The organism is Variovorax sp. 05T418 (assembly GCF_056396385.1).
This window is the reverse complement of the sequence record NZ_JBFTLJ010000001.1, coordinates 446,137-461,408: the sequence shown is the minus strand read 5'-3', so window position 1 is coordinate 461,408 and position 15,272 is coordinate 446,137. Positions and strand designations below refer to the sequence as shown.

General features: G+C 68.7%; 15 protein-coding genes. 8 read left to right on the top strand and 7 right to left on the bottom strand.

The window, feature by feature from the left end:
- Nucleotides 1-12 precede the first annotated feature (12 nt).
- From mdcA to AC1DMS_RS02295, 4 genes are all read right to left on the bottom strand, one after another.
- Nucleotides 13-1,695, bottom strand: a complete 1,683-nt coding sequence (gene mdcA / locus AC1DMS_RS02310; protein ID WP_278876680.1) for a malonate decarboxylase subunit alpha — start codon at nucleotides 1,693-1,695, stop codon at nucleotides 13-15.
- Between the two features lie 9 nt (nucleotides 1,696-1,704).
- The gene (gene madM, locus AC1DMS_RS02305; protein ID WP_015865438.1) at nucleotides 1,705-2,469 is read right to left on the bottom strand and encodes a malonate transporter subunit MadM; all 765 of its coding nucleotides are present in this window, start codon (nucleotides 2,467-2,469) and stop codon (nucleotides 1,705-1,707) included.
- A 5-nt stretch (nucleotides 2,470-2,474) separates the two neighbouring features.
- A complete protein-coding gene (madL, locus tag AC1DMS_RS02300; RefSeq protein ID WP_015865439.1) occupies nucleotides 2,475-2,891 on the bottom strand; it encodes a malonate transporter subunit MadL in 417 nt (138 codons plus the stop codon).
- Between the two features lie 129 nt (nucleotides 2,892-3,020).
- Nucleotides 3,021-3,935, bottom strand: coding sequence for a LysR family transcriptional regulator (locus AC1DMS_RS02295; protein ID WP_278876681.1), 915 nt, complete (start codon nucleotides 3,933-3,935; stop codon nucleotides 3,021-3,023).
- A gap of 113 nt (nucleotides 3,936-4,048) precedes the next feature.
- Here AC1DMS_RS02295 and AC1DMS_RS02290 point away from each other — a divergent pair, with 113 nt between their 5' ends.
- Complete coding sequence (locus tag AC1DMS_RS02290) at nucleotides 4,049-5,074, top strand: AraC family transcriptional regulator (protein ID WP_062364572.1); 1,026 nt, start codon at nucleotides 4,049-4,051, stop codon at nucleotides 5,072-5,074.
- 13 nt (nucleotides 5,075-5,087) lie between these two features.
- Here the strand turns inward: AC1DMS_RS02290 and AC1DMS_RS02285 are convergent, their stop codons facing one another.
- Nucleotides 5,088-6,275 (bottom strand): ABC transporter substrate-binding protein, encoded by a 1,188-nt coding sequence (locus AC1DMS_RS02285; RefSeq protein WP_018904211.1) that lies wholly within the window; start codon nucleotides 6,273-6,275, stop codon nucleotides 5,088-5,090.
- Between the two features lie 189 nt (nucleotides 6,276-6,464).
- On the opposite strand from AC1DMS_RS02285, the gene AC1DMS_RS02280 reads away from it, so the two are divergent.
- From AC1DMS_RS02280 to AC1DMS_RS02255, 6 genes are read left to right on the top strand one after another with little or no spacing between them, the layout of a single operon-like run.
- Nucleotides 6,465-7,727, top strand: coding sequence for a dienelactone hydrolase family protein (locus AC1DMS_RS02280; RefSeq protein WP_278876686.1), 1,263 nt, complete (start codon nucleotides 6,465-6,467; stop codon nucleotides 7,725-7,727).
- Nucleotides 7,724-8,689, top strand: coding sequence for a PDR/VanB family oxidoreductase (locus tag AC1DMS_RS02275; protein ID WP_369664589.1), 966 nt, complete (start codon nucleotides 7,724-7,726; stop codon nucleotides 8,687-8,689). The genes AC1DMS_RS02280 and AC1DMS_RS02275 overlap by 4 nt, the downstream gene beginning before the upstream one ends.
- Nucleotides 8,690-8,705: 16 nt before the next feature.
- Nucleotides 8,706-10,034 (top strand): aromatic ring-hydroxylating dioxygenase subunit alpha, encoded by a 1,329-nt coding sequence (locus AC1DMS_RS02270; protein ID WP_369664588.1) that lies wholly within the window; start codon nucleotides 8,706-8,708, stop codon nucleotides 10,032-10,034.
- Nucleotides 10,031-10,519, top strand: a complete 489-nt coding sequence (locus AC1DMS_RS02265; protein WP_015865446.1) for an aromatic-ring-hydroxylating dioxygenase subunit beta — start codon at nucleotides 10,031-10,033, stop codon at nucleotides 10,517-10,519. Before AC1DMS_RS02270 ends, AC1DMS_RS02265 begins: the two co-directional genes overlap by 4 nt.
- Nucleotides 10,516-11,115 (top strand): cysteine hydrolase family protein, encoded by a 600-nt coding sequence (locus AC1DMS_RS02260; RefSeq protein ID WP_307595991.1) that lies wholly within the window; start codon nucleotides 10,516-10,518, stop codon nucleotides 11,113-11,115. Before AC1DMS_RS02265 ends, AC1DMS_RS02260 begins: the two co-directional genes overlap by 4 nt.
- A complete protein-coding gene (locus tag AC1DMS_RS02255; protein WP_307595989.1) occupies nucleotides 11,112-11,900 on the top strand; it encodes an SDR family oxidoreductase in 789 nt (262 codons plus the stop codon). Before AC1DMS_RS02260 ends, AC1DMS_RS02255 begins: the two co-directional genes overlap by 4 nt.
- 20 nt (nucleotides 11,901-11,920) lie before the next feature.
- On the opposite strand, the gene AC1DMS_RS02250 is transcribed toward AC1DMS_RS02255, so the two are convergent.
- Both AC1DMS_RS02250 and AC1DMS_RS02245 read right to left on the bottom strand, forming a co-directional pair.
- Nucleotides 11,921-12,895 (bottom strand): Bug family tripartite tricarboxylate transporter substrate binding protein, encoded by a 975-nt coding sequence (locus AC1DMS_RS02250; protein ID WP_278876692.1) that lies wholly within the window; start codon nucleotides 12,893-12,895, stop codon nucleotides 11,921-11,923.
- A 53-nt stretch (nucleotides 12,896-12,948) separates the two neighbouring features.
- Nucleotides 12,949-14,211, bottom strand: a complete 1,263-nt coding sequence (locus tag AC1DMS_RS02245; RefSeq protein WP_307595987.1) for a flavin-dependent oxidoreductase — start codon at nucleotides 14,209-14,211, stop codon at nucleotides 12,949-12,951.
- A 117-nt stretch (nucleotides 14,212-14,328) separates the two neighbouring features.
- Between AC1DMS_RS02245 and AC1DMS_RS02240 the strand changes: the two genes are divergently transcribed.
- Nucleotides 14,329-15,228: a LysR family transcriptional regulator gene (locus AC1DMS_RS02240; protein ID WP_062364590.1), complete on the top strand. Its 900-nt coding sequence runs from the start codon at nucleotides 14,329-14,331 to the stop codon at nucleotides 15,226-15,228.
- The last annotated feature ends 44 nt before the right edge of the window (nucleotides 15,229-15,272 follow it).

Genomic DNA, 15,272 nt, shown 5'->3' with positions numbered 1-15,272 from the left:
TCGGATCTCCTGCTACCAGTTTCTGAAGCGCCTGGGCGGTTGGTACAAGCCGCCGGAGGCGCGCACCAGGTCGCGCATGCTGCGTGCGGCCAGCAGGTTGCGCGTGGCCTGGCGCGGGTCGATGCCCAGGTCCTGCGGCCGGCGGATCACGCCGCGGTCGCGCAGGTTCTCGACCGCGCGCTGGTCGCGCGCCAGGCCCACTGCCGTGTAGCCCGCCACGCCGCGGATGGCCTGCTCGCGCTCCGCGTCGCTGCGGCACAGCAGCAGGTTGGCAATGCCCTCTTCGGTGAGGATGTGCGTGACGTCGTCGCCGTAGATCATGATCGGCGGCAGCGCCATGCCGGCCTGCTCCTGCAGCGTCCAGGCATCGAGCCGGTCGACGAAGGCCGGCTGCATGTGCTCGCGGAAGGTCTCGACCATCTGCACCACCAGCTTCTGCCCGCGCGGCGTGCCGGCCGCGCCGCTGCGGCCGTCGCGCGCTTCGCGCCCGGCCTTCAGCCAGGCCGGGCTCGCATGGCGGCGGCCGCGCGCATCGGCGCCCATGTTGGGGGCGCCGCCGAAGCCGGCGATGCGGCCCAGCGTCGCGGTGGAGCTGTTGCCGTCCAGGTCGATCTGCAGGGTCGAGCCGATGAACATGTCGCAGGCGTAGTGGCCGGCCGCCTGGCACAGCGCGCGGTTGCTGCGCAGGCTGCCGTCGGGGCCGGTGAAGAAGACGTCGGAGCGCGCGCGGATGTAGTCCTCCATGCCCAGCTCGGAGCCGAAGGAATGCACCGACTCCACCCAGCCCGCCTCGATGGCCGGTATCAATGCCGGGTGCGGGTTCAGCGCCCAGTGCTTGCCGATCTTGCCCTTGAGACCGAGCGACTCGGCATAGGTCGGCAGCAGCAGCTCGATGGCCGCGGTGTCGAAGCCGATGCCGTGGTTCAGCCGCTGCACGCCGTACTCGGCATAGATGCCCTTGATGGCCATCATCGCCATCAGCACCTGCACCTCGCTGATCTGCGCCGGGTCGCGCGTGAACAGCGGCTCGATGAAATTGGGGCGCGGCGCCTTCACGACGAAGTTCACCCAGTCGGCCGGTATGTCGATGCGCGGCAGCGTCGTCGTGTGGCCGTCGACCAGCTCGTTGACCTGGGCAATCACGACGCCGCCCGAGAAGGCGGTGGCCTCCACGATGACGGGCGTGTCCTCGGTGTTGGGGCCGGTGTAGAGGTTGCCCTGGGCATCGGCCGCGTGCGCCGTCACCAGCGCCACCTGCGGCGTGAGATCGACGAAGTAGCGCGCGAACAGCTCCAGGTAGGTGTGGATGGCGCCGATCTCGATGCGTCCGGCCGACACCAGCTTGGCCAGCCGCGCGCCTTGCGGACCCGAGAAGCTGAAGTCCAGCCGGGCGGCCACGCCGTTCTCGAAGAGGTCCAGATGCTCCGGCAACGCCAGCACCGACTGCACCATGTGCAGCCCATGCACTTTCGTGGAATCGACCTGGACCAGCGCACGCGCGAGAAAGTCGGCCTGCTTCTGGTTGTTGCCTTCGAGGCAGACCCGGTCGCCCGGCTCCAGCACGGCCTCCAGCAGCTGGCCGATGGCCTCGGTGGCGACGCGCTTGCCCGCCAGTTCGGCGCCGAGCGCGTTGGCCGCCCGCGCAAGGCGTGCCGCGCGATTCTCGGCCTTGGTGTTCCAGTTCATGCGGTCCATGGAGATCCCTCAACCCACCAATGCCTTGGTGGCAAAAAACAGCACCGACGGCCCCATCAGGCAGCCCAGGCCGGTGTGAAAGGTCGCGACGAGCGCGCCGTAGGGCACCAGCTTGCGGTCGGTCGCGGCAAGGCCGGCGGAAACACCGCTCACGGTGCCTGCGAGGCCGCCGAACACCATTGCCGAGCGCGGCGTCTTCAGTGCGAGAAAGCGCGCGGCGATGGGCGTGCCCACCATCACGATGATGGCCTTGACCAGCCCCGTCGCAATGCTCAGCGCCATCACGTCCGGGCTCGCGCCGATGGCCGCGCCCGTCACCGGGCCGACGATGTAGGTGACCGCGCCGGCGCCGATGGTGGTCATGCTCACTGCGTCGGAGTAGCCGAAGGCGCGTGCAATGCATGCGCCCACGATGAAGGGCAGCACCGTGCCCAGCAGCAGCGACACCACGCCGATCAGCCCGGCCTTGCGCGCCTCGGTGGCCTGCACTTCGAAGGCGGTGGCCACGATCGCGAAGTCGCGCAGCATCGCGCCGCCCATCAGCCCGATGCCGCCGAACAGCGACATGTCGGCCAGGCCCTTGTGGCCGCCGGTCTGTGTGCCGCCCCAGTAGGCGAGCGCCAGGCCGATCACGATCGCGATGGCCGAGCCGTGCACGCGGCCGAAGGTCAGCCGGCGCGAGATCTGGCCCGACAGCAGGATCACCAGGCCGACCACCGCAAAGGCGGTCACGAGGCCGTTCTGGAGCGCGGCTTTTTCGAGGATTTCGATCATGCCGTTCACTCCGCTTCGGCCAGCAGGGGGTTGTCGTGCAGCTTGGGCGCGCCCTGCGCTTCCACCTGCGGCCGCTCCGCGCGATTGATCACCGCGATCACGCAGGCGCAGACCGCGACGGCGGCAATGGCCGAGAGCAGCGCCACCGGTCCGCCGCGCAGCGCCGCGACCATGTCCTGCTGCGCCGCCATGGCCACGACCACGGGGATGTACATCGCGCCCCAGTACTCGACGCCGAGCTCCGTGAGCTTGGGCAGGAAGTCGCGCTTCTGCATGTAGAGCCGCGCGAAGATCAGCAGCAGCATCGCGATGCCGACGCCCCCGACGTTGGTCTTCACGCCCAGCGCCTGCCCGAGCAGGTCGCCCAGGAAGATGCCCAGCAGATGGCATACGGCCAGCAGGGCGGTTCCGAAAATGATCATGGGCGTCTCCGTTGTGTGCCGCGCGAGATGCGCGGTGTTCTGGAGACGTACGGTATCGGCGCCCCTGCGCGCGATCAATTAACGGGGGACGGCGACGCTTACGGCGCGTGAAACGATCGCGGGTAAACCCTAGGCCAGTTCGGCCTTCGAGCTGCGGCACAGCGCCAGCAGCGCGAGCAGGTTGGGATCGCGCTCGCGCGTGCGCAGGAAGTTGAGCGCGATGGTCTGGCGCATCAGGTAGCGGGGCTGCAGCGGAATCAGCTGCACGTTCTGCGGCATCACCCCCCACACGCGGCCCGGCAGCAGCGTGTAGCCGACGCCGCCGCTCACCAGGTTCATGAGCGAAAAGATGTCGCCCGTCTCCATCACCACGTTGGGCGTGAAGCCGGCCACGCGAAACGACTCCACGAAGCCGCTGTAGGTGACGAAGCCTTCGCTCAGGCTCACGAAGCGCTCGCCGGCGCAGGCGGCCAGGTCGATCTCCTTCTGCCCCGAATAGGGGGAGCCCACCGGGGCGGCGAACCGGATGTCGTCCTCGAACAGCGGCTCCGACTCGACGTCCGCCGTTCCCTCGGGCACCGCCATGAGGGCGGCATCGATCGCGCCGTCGCGCAGCTTCTGCAGGAGGTCGGCGTTGGAGCCGAGCACGAGCTCGGTGTGCAGCTCGGGCCTGCGCAGCTTCAGCCCCATGATCAGCCGCGGCACCGTGCGGCTCGTCAGCGAATAGAGCGATCCGATGCGGATCCGGTCGGACGAGTAGCCGGCCACTTCCCGTGTCGCGCGGATGCCCTCGGACATGGTGCGCAGCACATCGCGCGCCACGTCTGCCAGCGCCTGTGCCGCATCGGTCGGATGCAGGTTGCGGCCCTCGTGCCGGAACAGCGCGCAGCGCAGGCCGGTTTCCAGCGAATGCAGCGCGCGGTGCACGCTCACGGTGCTGATCTCGAGCTTTTCGGCCGCGCGCGCAAGATTGCCGGTCTCCATGAAGGCCAGCAGGATCTCGAGCTTGCGGAAGGTGATCTCTTCGTCGACGTGGAGGAGCATGGAGGGCCTGCGGATGATGTCCGATCGTAATCCTGGAACGGGCCCACAAATTGCGGTACAACGCGGCGCAGAGCAAAACTGTCTCAACGTTGAACCTGAGTGAGGAAATGCCTATGGACGCGTGGTCGAACGAGCAGCTTTCCCCCTTGTACGAGAGAGAACTCTTCCGTTCGCATGATGCAGAGGAGACGCATGCGCGTGTCTCCCGCGAGCTCAAGCCGCACCGCAGCGTGTGGGGCCGCGGCGACGTCGACGCCATCTTCTGCCGCGCGGAGCTGAGCGCACTGTCGTTGTGCATCCTGCGCTACGGCTGCGATGTCGACATCGAGCCCGACGCGCTCGGCAACTTCGTGCTGGTGCAGATGCCGCTTCGCGGCCATGCCGACGTCCATACCGGCGGGCACACCCTGCAGATCCATCCCGGGCAGGGCGCGGTCATTTCCGCCCACAAGCCGGTGCGGCTGCACTGGCATGCCGACTGCGAACAGCTGATATTGAAAATCGAGCTCAGCCGGCTGCAGGAGGTGGCACGCCATGCCTTCGCCTTGCGCGGCACCGACGACGTGGGCGAGATCGATTTCGCGATGCCCTTTTGCCTGGACGACGCCGCCGGCACGCAGTGGTGCCGCATGGTGGCCGGCCTGGCCTCGCTGCTGCCTTCGGGCGACCTGGGAACCTACGACCCGCGGTGGATGGCGCACTGCGAAGACAACCTGATGCTCTACCTGCTGTGCCACCGGCCGAATTCAGCCCTGCAACGGCATGCCGCCGTGCGGCGCGGCTGCGAGGAAGCCGGCCTGCGGCAGCTGCGGCGAGCCGAGGAGTTCATGCGCGAGCGGCTCGACACGCTGCTGTCGCTCGAAGACGTGGCGCAGGCCGCGGGCGTCACGCGCCGCAGCCTCGCCTTGCTCTTCAAGCGCTATCGCGACCTCTCGCCCGGCGAGGTGCTGCGCAACATGCGGCTGGACGCCGCGCACGCGCAGCTGGCGCGGCACGACGGTGCCAGCGTCACCGAGGTGGCGCTGAGCTGCGGCTTCTCGCACCTGAGCCGCTTTGCCGCCTGCTACCGCGAGCGCTTCGGCCAGCTGCCGCGCGACACCTCCCGCGATCCCGCACCGCTGCCGGCCGCGCGGCACTGAAGCGCACGCATCCTCAGGACTTCATCGCGCACTGGGCGGCAGTCCGGTCCTGGTAGCGCTCCAGCACGGTGCCGATCACCTTGTTGGCGATGCGCCCGTTCGCGTCCTTGGCGATCACGCGCAGGTAGTAGTTCTGGATCGGGAAGTTGTTCGGGCCATAGCGGAAATCGCCGCGCACCGACTTGTAGTTGGCCGCCTTGATCGCCTTGAGCAGCGCGGGCTTGTCGGCCAGCTTGCCGCCGACGTCGCGCACGGCCGCATCCATCGCCATCAGCACGTCGTAGGCCTGGCCGGCATAGAAGGACGGATTGCGCCCGTTGTTCTGCTGGCGGAAAGCCGCCACGAAGCGCTGGTTGGCGGCGTTGTCGAGGTCGAACGACCAGTGCGCGGTATTGAACAGGCCGAGCATCGGCTCGCCGACGGCGGGGATCATGTCCTCGTCGGCCGAGAACGCGGTGGAGATCAGCGCCACGTCCTTCGACAGCCCGGCGCCGACGAACTGCTTGATGAAGCTCACGCCCATGGCGCCGGGCAAAAAGAAGTACAGCGCATCGGGCTTCGACGCGCGGATCTGCGCCAGCTCCGCCGAGTAGTCGAGCTGCCCGAGCTTGGTGTACAGCTCGTCGCTCACGCTGCCCTTGAAGGTGTGCTTGAAGCCGTTGATGGCGTCCTTGCCGCCGGGATAGCTGGGCGCGATCATCGCGACCTTCTTGAAGCCCTTGTCCGAGGCGAACTTGCCGGCCGATTCATAGTACGCATCGTTCGGGTAGGAGGCGCCGAAGAAGTACGGATTGCAGCGCGCGCCCGAATAGTCGCTCGGGCCGGTGTTGCTCGACAGGTAGGGCACCTTGGCCGCAAAGAGCGGCGGGCCTACCGCCAGCGCGACCGACGAGCCGACGGGCCCGGTGAACAGGTCGATCTTGTCGCGCAGCAGCATGCGCTCGACCACCTGGCGCGCCATCTCGGGGTTGCCTGCCGTGTCGGCCTCGACAAATTCCACCGGTACGCCGCCGAGCTTGCCGCCCAGCTGCTTCATCGCGACGGCGAAGCCGGCCTTGGCCTCGGCACCGCCGACGGCAAACGGGCCGGACAGGTCCATCGCCAGGCCGACCTTCACGGTCTGCGCCTGTGACGGCAGTGCCAGCGCGCCCACCAGGACGGTGAGCGCGCACAAGACGGATCGGGGCGTGGCCTGCGGCATGGAAAGTCTCCTCGGGAGTGGGTTCATTGAACGTGGGTGGGGCAGCAAATGCAGGCCGCAGTCTCTGTGCGGCGGCGCCGCCTCGCTATCCGTTTCGTGCGGCGCAAACCGCTGCACGAAATGGACAGACAACGGCCCGGCACGCTCCACAGAATCGCCGCCGACCCCACCACTTCGAGAGACGAACCGATGAGCGACACCATCGACATCCCGGCCGGCGACGGCACCCAGACCTTTCGCGGCTACCTGGCCCTGCCGGCCTCGGGGCGCGGCCCCGGCATCGTGCTGTGCCAGGAGATCTTCGGCATCAACGACTACGTGCGCGAAGTGGCCGACCTCTACGCCGAAGAGGGCTACGTGGTGCTAGCGCCCGACCTGTTCTGGCGCATGGAGCCCGGCGTCGAGCTGGGCTACTCGCCCGAGGACTGGCAGCGCGCCTTCGGCTTCTTCCAGAAGTTCGACATCGAGGCCGGCGTGGCCGACGTCACGGCGAGCGTGAAGGCGCTGCGTGCGCACCCGGCCTGCACCGGCAAGGTCGGCGCGCTGGGCTTCTGCCTCGGCGGCAAGCTGGCCTACCTGGCCGCCGCGCACTCGGGCGTGGACGCGGCCGTGGGCTACTACGGCGTGGGCATCGAGGGCGCGCTCGACCTGGTGCCGAAGATCGATTGCCCCATTGCGCTGCACTTTGCCGAGCTCGACCAGTTCTGCCCGCCCGAGGCCCGCGCCCAGGTGCTCGCGGCCTTCGCCGGCAAGCCCGCTGCGCACATGTATGTCTACCCGGGCGTCGACCATGCGTTCGCGCGCACCGGCGGCGAGCATTTCGACAAGCCCTCCACGCTCATGGCGCACCAGCGCTCGATGGCGCTGTTCAAGGAAGCGATCGGCCCGGTGTACGACCTCTCGGCGCTGTGGGACAAGCACTGCGAGTACGAGTTCGCCACGCGCGACGTGGTCGCCACCATGGCCACGATGGTGGGCGAGCCCTATGTGAACCACATTCCGACCATGACCGGCGGCGTCGGCGCCAGGGAGCTGTCGCGCTTCTACAAGCACCACTTCATTCCGACGACGCCGCCCGACACGCGGCTCACGCCCATCTCGCGCACGGTGGGTGCGACGCAGATCGTGGACGAGATGCTGTTCAGCTTCACCCACACGGTCGAGATCGATTGGCTGCTCCCGGGCATCGCGCCCACCGGCAAGCCGGTGGAGATTCCGCTCGTGGCCATCGTGAAGTTCCGCGGCGACAAGCTCTACCACGAGCACATCTACTGGGACCAGGCCAGCGTGCTGGTGCAGATCGGCCTGCTCGATCCGAAGGGCCTGCCCGTGGCCGGCGCCGGGACGGCGCGCAAGCTGGTCGACGAAACGCAGCCGTCGAACACGCTGATGCCGCGCTGGGAAAAATCGGCCGCGCTCACCATCGCCGATCCGGCGCTGCCCTTGGGATGAGCGGCGACTCCGACATGCTCGCGCTGGTCGTGGACTCGGCCACGCCGCTCACGCCGGGCATCAAGGCCTTCGTGCTGCGATCGGCGAACGGCGAGCCCTTGCCGCCGTTCGCGCCGGGCGCGCACCTGGGCGTGCGGGTGGTGCAGGCCAACGGCCGCGCGGGGCAGCGCGCCTACTCGCTCGCCCGGCCGCACGACGGCTCGGACCGCTGCGAGATCGCGGTGCTGTGCGAGCCACAAGGCGAGGGCGGCTCGGCCTGGATGCATGCGCTGCAACCCGGCGCATCGCTGGCCGCGCACCCGCCGCGCAATGACTTCGCGCTGCACGCCGGCAGCGCGCCGCCGCTGCTCCTTGCGGGCGGCATCGGCATCACGCCGCTGCTGTGCATGGCGCGCTCGCTCGCGGCCGAGGGGCAGCCCTTCGAATTCGTCTATGCCACGCGCAGCGCAGAAGCCACGGCTTACCTCGGCGAAGTGCGCGCGCTGGGCGGCACCGTGGTGCACGACGGCGGCGACCCGGCACGCGGCCTCGACCTGCACGCGCTGCTGGCCGCGCCCGTGCCGGGCCGCCACCTGCATGTGTGCGGCCCGCGCGGCATGGTGCAGGCCGTGGTCGACACCGCCCGCGCGCTGGGCTGGCCTGGCGACCACGTGCACTTCGAGCTCTTCGCCGGTGCCATCGCGCAGGCGGGCGACGCGGCCTTCGAGGTGCGCACGCTGCGCTCGGGCAAGACGCTGAGCGTGCCGCCCGGCCAGAGCCTACTCGACGTGCTCATCGCCGCGGGCCTGGACCCGCTGTACGACTGCCGCCAGGGCGACTGCGGCGTGTGCGTGGTGGACGTGGTCGAGGGCGTGCCCGACCACCGCGACCACAACCTCAGTCCGCGCGAGAAGGCGGACGGCAAGACCCTGTGCACCTGCGTGTCGCGCGCGAAGACGCCGCACCTGGTGCTCGACATCTGACCAGGAGACCCACCCCATGACCATCGACCTGCAAGGGCTCGTGCAGCCCGACCGCGTGCACAAGCGCGTCTACACCGACCCCGCCATCTTCGAGCTGGAGATGGACCGCGTGTTCGGCCAGGCCTGGATCTACGTCGGCCACGAAAGCCAGGTGCCCAAGCCCGGCGACTACTTCACCACCCGCCTGGGCCGCGAGCCCGTGGTGATGGTGCGGCACACCGACGGCCAGGTGCACGTGATGTTCAACCGCTGCCCGCACAAGGGCGCCAGGATCGTGCCCGACGGCAGCGGCAGCGCCGGCAAGTTTTTGCGCTGCCTGTACCACGGCTGGACCTTCAAATGCGACGGCAGCCTGCTGTCGGTGCCGCTGCGCAGCGGCTACGAATGCACCGCGCTCGACCTGAAAGACCCGCAGTACGGCGTGCGCAAGGTGGCGCGCGTGGCCACGCACCGCGGCTTCGTGTTCGCGAGCCTGTCGGCGGACGGGCCGGAACTGAAGGAATTCCTGGGCGGCGTGGCCACGTCGCTCGACAACTTCTGCGACCGCGCCCCGGAGGGCGAAGTGGAGGTGGCGGGCGGCGTGCAGCGCGTGATCCAGCGCAACAACTGGAAGATCTTCTTCGAGAACCTGCACGACACCATCCACGCCGTGGCCACGCACGAATCGTCGTGGCGCGCGGCCAAGGAAGAGTACGAAGCCATGCCGGCCGGCACGCCCAAGCCCTTCGAGGTGGTGATCGTCGACGGCAACGGCGAGCCGCTGGAGTTCTGGGAGAAGCTCGAACTCAAGGGCTACGACCACGGCCATGGCTTCATGGAAGGCATCTTCGTGCCGCCGACCGATCCGGTGAGCCTGGCGTATGTGGCGTCGCTCGAAGCGGCGAAGGGTGCCGAGCGCGCCGGAGAGATCCTGCGCGTGAACCGGCACAACACCATCGTGTACCCGAGCTGTTCGCCGCACACCTCGTTCCAGCAGATCCGCGTGATCCGGCCGCTGTCGGTGGACCGCACGCTGGTCGAGATCTTCAGCTTCCGGCTGAAGGGTGCGCCGGAGGCCACCTTCCAGCGCACGCTCAAGTACACCAACATCGTCAACTCGCCTTCGTCGAACGTGATGCCCGACGACCTGGAGGCCTACAACCGCGTGCAGGAAGGCCTGGGCTCCAATGGCGGCGACTGGGTCAGCATGCACCGCGCGGCGGGGCGCGACCAGCCGCTGCCGGGCGGGCGCGCCTCCAACGGCAACAGCGAGATGCCATCGCGCAACATGTTCGCGGCCTGGGCCGGCTACATGGGCGTCAAGACGAACGAACACGCGAACGAACACGCCGGGAGCGCCGAATGAACTTCCGCGACTGGAACGAGCAGCAGGACCTCACGCAGTTCCTGCACCACGAGGCGCGCCTGCTCGACGAGCACCGCTGGGACGAATGGCAGAAGCTCTTCACGCCCGACGGGCTGTACTGGGTGCCGCTGGTGCACGGCCAGGCCGATCACCTCAACCACGCCTCGCTGTTCTGCGAGGATGCCTTGCTGCGCTCGATGCGCGCGCGGCGGCTCGAGCAGGCCCGCGCCTATTCGCAGCAGCCGCCCACGCGCACCGTGCACGTGCTGGGCAACATCGCGCTCGAGTCGCGCGACGACGACGCGGGCTGCACCGTGCGCTCGACCTTCCTGCTGCTGGAGTGGCGCAAGACCGAACAGCGCAGCTTCGGCGGCAGCGTGTTGCACACCCTGCGCCGCGCCGAGGACGGCTGGCGCATCCAGACCAAGCGCATCGACCTTGTCAACTGCGACGCGCCGCACGAAGCCTTGCAGGTGTTCATGTGAAGGCCGCGCTGCTGGCCATGCACTACCAGAACGACGTGCTGCACGTCGACGGCAAGGTGCGCGTGGGCGTGGCCGCCGACGACCCCGCACGCCCGCGCCTCATCGCCTCGGCCGCACGGCTGATCGCCGCTGCGCGCGCGAACGGCGTGCCGGTGATCTTCGTGCGCATCGCCTTCGCGCCCGACTACTCGGATTGCCTGCGCAACTGCGCGCTGTTCCGGCGCGTGGCCGAGAGCGGCGCGGTGCAGGAAGGCAGCTGGGGTGCCGGGTTCTACGGCGAACTCGCGCCGCTGCCGGGCGAAGCCGTCGTCACCCACAAGCGCAACAACCCCTTCTGGGCCAGCGGGCTCGAGGAGGTGGTGCGCGCCACCGGTGCCAGCCGCTTGTACCTGGCCGGCATCGCCACCAACCATGTGGTGGAGCACGGCGCGCGCCACGCGAGCGACCTGGGCTACGACGTGGCGGTGGTCGCCGACGCCTGCAGCACCGCGCAGGCGCACCTGCAGGCCGCCAGCCTCGAAACCCTGTCGATGCTCGCGGACGTGGTCCGCGTGGACGATGCCGTGGCACAGATGGAGAGGGGAGGCCGGCCATGACCCCGCTGCAAGGCAAGGTCGCCGTCGTGACCGGCGCCGCCGCGCTGCTGGGCAACGCCATCGCGCGGGCCTTCGTGCAGGCCGGCGCGCGCGTGGTGGCGGTCGACATCGACGCGGTGCGCGGCGAGGCGCTGGCGGCCGGGTTGGGCGAGGGTTGCCGCTTCGTCGCCTGCGACATCGCCTCGGACAATGCGCTCGATGCGCTGGTGGCCGGCGTGCTGCGCACCGAAGGCCGCATCGACTGCCTCGTCAACAACGCCGTGGTCTACGGCGACGCGGGGCTCGGCGCCGCGCGCGCCGACTGGCTGAGCGCGCTGAACGTCAACCTGGTCTCGGGCGCGATGCTGGTGCAGAAGAGCGCCGACGCGCTGGCCGCGCAGGGCGGCGCCATCGTGAACATGGGCAGCGTCGGCGGCAAGTTCGGCGCGGCGGGGCGGGCGCTGTACCCGGCGGCCAAGGCGGCCATCCTGCAACTCACGCGCAACCAGGCCGCCACGCTGGCGGCCCGGGGCGTACGAGTGAACTCGGTGTCGCCGGGCTGGACCTGGTCGGACGCGCTGTCGCGCATGGCGGACGGCGACCGTGCAAGGGCCGACCGCGTTGGCGCGCCGATGCACCCGCTGGGCCGCGTGGGCGACGGCGACGACGTGGCGCAGGTGGTGCTGTTCCTGTGCTCGGACGCGGCGCGCTTCGTCACCGGCGCCGACATTCCGGTGGACGGCGGCTTTTCGATGCTCGGTCCGGACCAGGGTCGATCCGCGGGCGATTGGTTCGGCGCTGCGTAGCGCCCGCGGCGTCCTCTGCCTCAATCCGCGGTGATGTTGCCTTTCTTCACCACCTCCGCCCAGCGCTGCGCGTCCTTGGCAACCAGCGCCCCGAAGGCAGCCGGCGTGGAGACCGCCGGCACCATGCCCTGCGATTCGAAGGACTTCGCGACCTCAGGCTGCCTGAGGACCTTGCCGATCTCCAGGTTCAGGCGCTCCACCACGTCCGCGGGTGTTCCCTTCGGCGCCAGCACCCCGTACCACATGTCGATGTTGTCCGGGGTGACGCCGGCCTCCGCGAGCGTCGGAACATCGGGAAGCTGCGGCAACCGCTTGGCGCTGCCGGTTGCAATGGCCTTCAGCTTGCCGGCCTGGATGTGCTGCAGCGCGACGTGCACCGGCAGGAACATGTAGTCGATCCGCCCGCCGAGCAGGTCGGTGACGGCCCCTGCCGTCCCTTTGTAGGGGACATGCAGCATCTCGGCACCGCTGCGCTGGAGAAACAGCGCCATCGACAGGTGATGGGGCGTGCCGACGCCTGGCGTGGCGTAGGTCAGCTGCCCGGGCTTCGCCTTCGCGGCGTTCACGACTTCGCTCACGGTCGCGGTTTTCTGCACGTTCGGGTTGGCCACCAGGAGCAGGGTTCCCCAGGAGGTCTGGGCAACGGGAGTGAAGTCGCCGACGGGGTCATACGACAAGGTCTTGTACAGGCTCTTGTTCATGACGAGGGTGTTGACCTGGACCAGCAGCGTGTGGCCATCGGGCTTGGCCCGTGCCACCCGTTCGCTTCCGATGTTGCCGCTGGCGCCCGCGACGTTCTCCACGATCACAGGCTGTCCGAGCGCGCCCGGCAGGTGCGCGGAGAGCTGGCGCGCGATCAGGTCGATGCCCGTGCCGGGCGTGTAGGGCACGACGAGCGTGACCGGCTGTGTCGGCTGCCATGCGGCCGACGCCGCCGACGCGGCAATGCACAGCGCTGTTGCGGACAGCAGTGGCTTGATCCATCTGGCGAACATGGGAGGTCTCCTTCAATAGTTTTCAAGTTTTCAGGGTTGCTTCTGGATCGGGTTCAGACGAAGGAAGGGCGATTCTTGAGCTGCGCGGGGTCGTAGCCCGCCACGCGCTTGTAGGCATCGGAAATCGCCTGGAGTTCGGCCCGGGGCACCACGTCGTCGATCCGGGCGAACGGCTTGCCGCCGGAGCGTTCGTAGACCTCGCGCAGGATCGCGTCGGGCGGCGTGCGCCGGTTCGTGAGCACGACATTGGCCGTGGCCGGCACCCGTTCCTGATCGTAGCTTTCCAGGGCCGCGGGGCCCACGCCTTCCTTCTTCAGGCGGCCGGCGAGGCAGCGCGCGTCGAGGATGGCCTGGCCGGCACCGTTCGAGCCGCGCGGCACCATCGGGTGCGCGGCATCGCCAAGCAGCGTGATGCGTCCATGCGTCCAGCGCGGCAAAGGATCCTGGTCGACCATCGGGTATTCCAGGATCGAGTCGGCGCCGCGGATCAGCGCCGGCACGTCCAGCCAGTCGAAGTGCCAGTTCTCGAACGCCGGGAGGAAATCCTCCAGGCGGCCTTCGCGGCTCCAGTCGCGCACGGCCGGCTGCTCGGCTTCGATCTCAGCGACCCAGTTCACGAGCTGGTTGCCATCGGCGTCGATGGCGTCGCGGATCGGGTAGATCACCATCTTGCCCACGGCAAGCCAGCCTGCCCGGATCATGCTTGCGCCCGACAGGATCGGCTTCCAGCGCGTGGTGCCGCGCCACATGTTGACGCCCGAATAGCGTGGAGCGCCTTCGTCCGGATAGAACTTCTTGCGCAGCACCGAATGGATGCCATCGCAGCCGATCGCGACCGCGCCGCGTACGCTGGCAACGGCCTCGCCCGAGGCATCCGCGAAATGGGCGGTGACACCCGCCTCGTCCTGGTCGACATCGACGCACCGGTGGCCGCACAGCACGCTGCCATCGCCCAGCCGCTCGCGCACCGCGGCCAGCAGCACGGCCTGCAGGTCGCCACGGTGGATCGAGAACTGGGGCCAGTCGTAGCCGGCCGCGGTGCCGGCCGACTCCGTGAAGACCAGCTGGCCGTGCTCGGTGAAGAAGACGGCCTCCTTGGTGCGCACTGCCATCGCATCCAGCGCGGGCAGCAGGCCCAGTTCGCTGAGCTCGCGCACCGCGTGCGGCAGCAGGTTGATGCCTACGCCCATCGGCTTGAGCTCGGGGACCGCTTCGTACACACGGCAGGGAATCCCGGCCTGGTGCAGGCTCAGGGCCAGGGTGAGGCCGCCGATGCCGGCGCCCAGGATGATGACGTCTTGGTGGGTGCTGCTCATGTTCGATTCTCTTGAAGTGCCCGCGGCGTGGCGCCCGCGGATGCCGAGTCCGTCATTAGGCGCAATCTGCAAAAATATTGGAAATTTAGATCTGACATGCATTTATAAGAACTTGGTATGAACCTGACGACGCGGCAGATGCGGGCATTCCGGCAGGTGGCTCGCACCGGCAGCTTCACCCGGGCGGCGGAGCTGACGCACATGACCCAGGCCGGGCTGAGCATCCTCATCCGCGAAGTGGAGCGGCAGCTCGGTGCCCGGCTGTTCGACCGCACGACGCGCGCGGTCCAGCTGACGGCGGCCGGGCGGCGGCTGGCCCCGGTGGTCGAGCGCGTGCTCGCGGAGCTCGACAGCGTGACCCAGGAGATCGGCATCCTGGGCGATGCGGCGCGCCAGAACCTGCGCATTGCCGCCACGCCGCTGGTTTCATCCCAGCTGCTGCCGCAATTGCTGGCGATGTTCAGGCAGGCGCAGCCCCACGTTCAGGTGCACTTGCTCGATGCCGCGCTGGAAGACGTGGAAAGGGCGGTGCTGGCGGACGAGGCGGACCTGGGGCTCGGCTTCTTCTTCAAGGCCGCGCCGGGGCTGGTGCGCACCGAAGTCGCCAGCTTCCAGCTCATGCGGGTGACCGCTGCCGAAGGTACGCGAAGGGCCGTGGGACGGGTGCCGTGGTCGGCCTTGAAGTCAGCGCAGCTGATCGGCTTGCCCGCCGGCAATCCCATCCAGAAGGTCATCGATGCGCAGCTCGGCAAGCTGAACATCGTGAACCCGGAAGGCCAGTCGGTGAGCTTCTTCGGCACCTTGATTTCGATGGTGGAAGCAGGCTTCGGCACGGCCGTGATGCCCACCTTCGCCATGGCCGCATGCAAGCGCCATCAGGTCAACGCAGACCTGCTGAGCTCACCCAAGGTCGAGCTCGCGTTCTACAGCATCACGAAGCGGGGCACGAAGGATTCGGAGGCGATTGGCGCCTTCGTCGAATTGCTCAAGCTTCGGCTGCCTTTCATGTCGCGATGAGACTTGGGCGGGTGCCAGCGATGCTGGCATCCGCGAACTCTTCG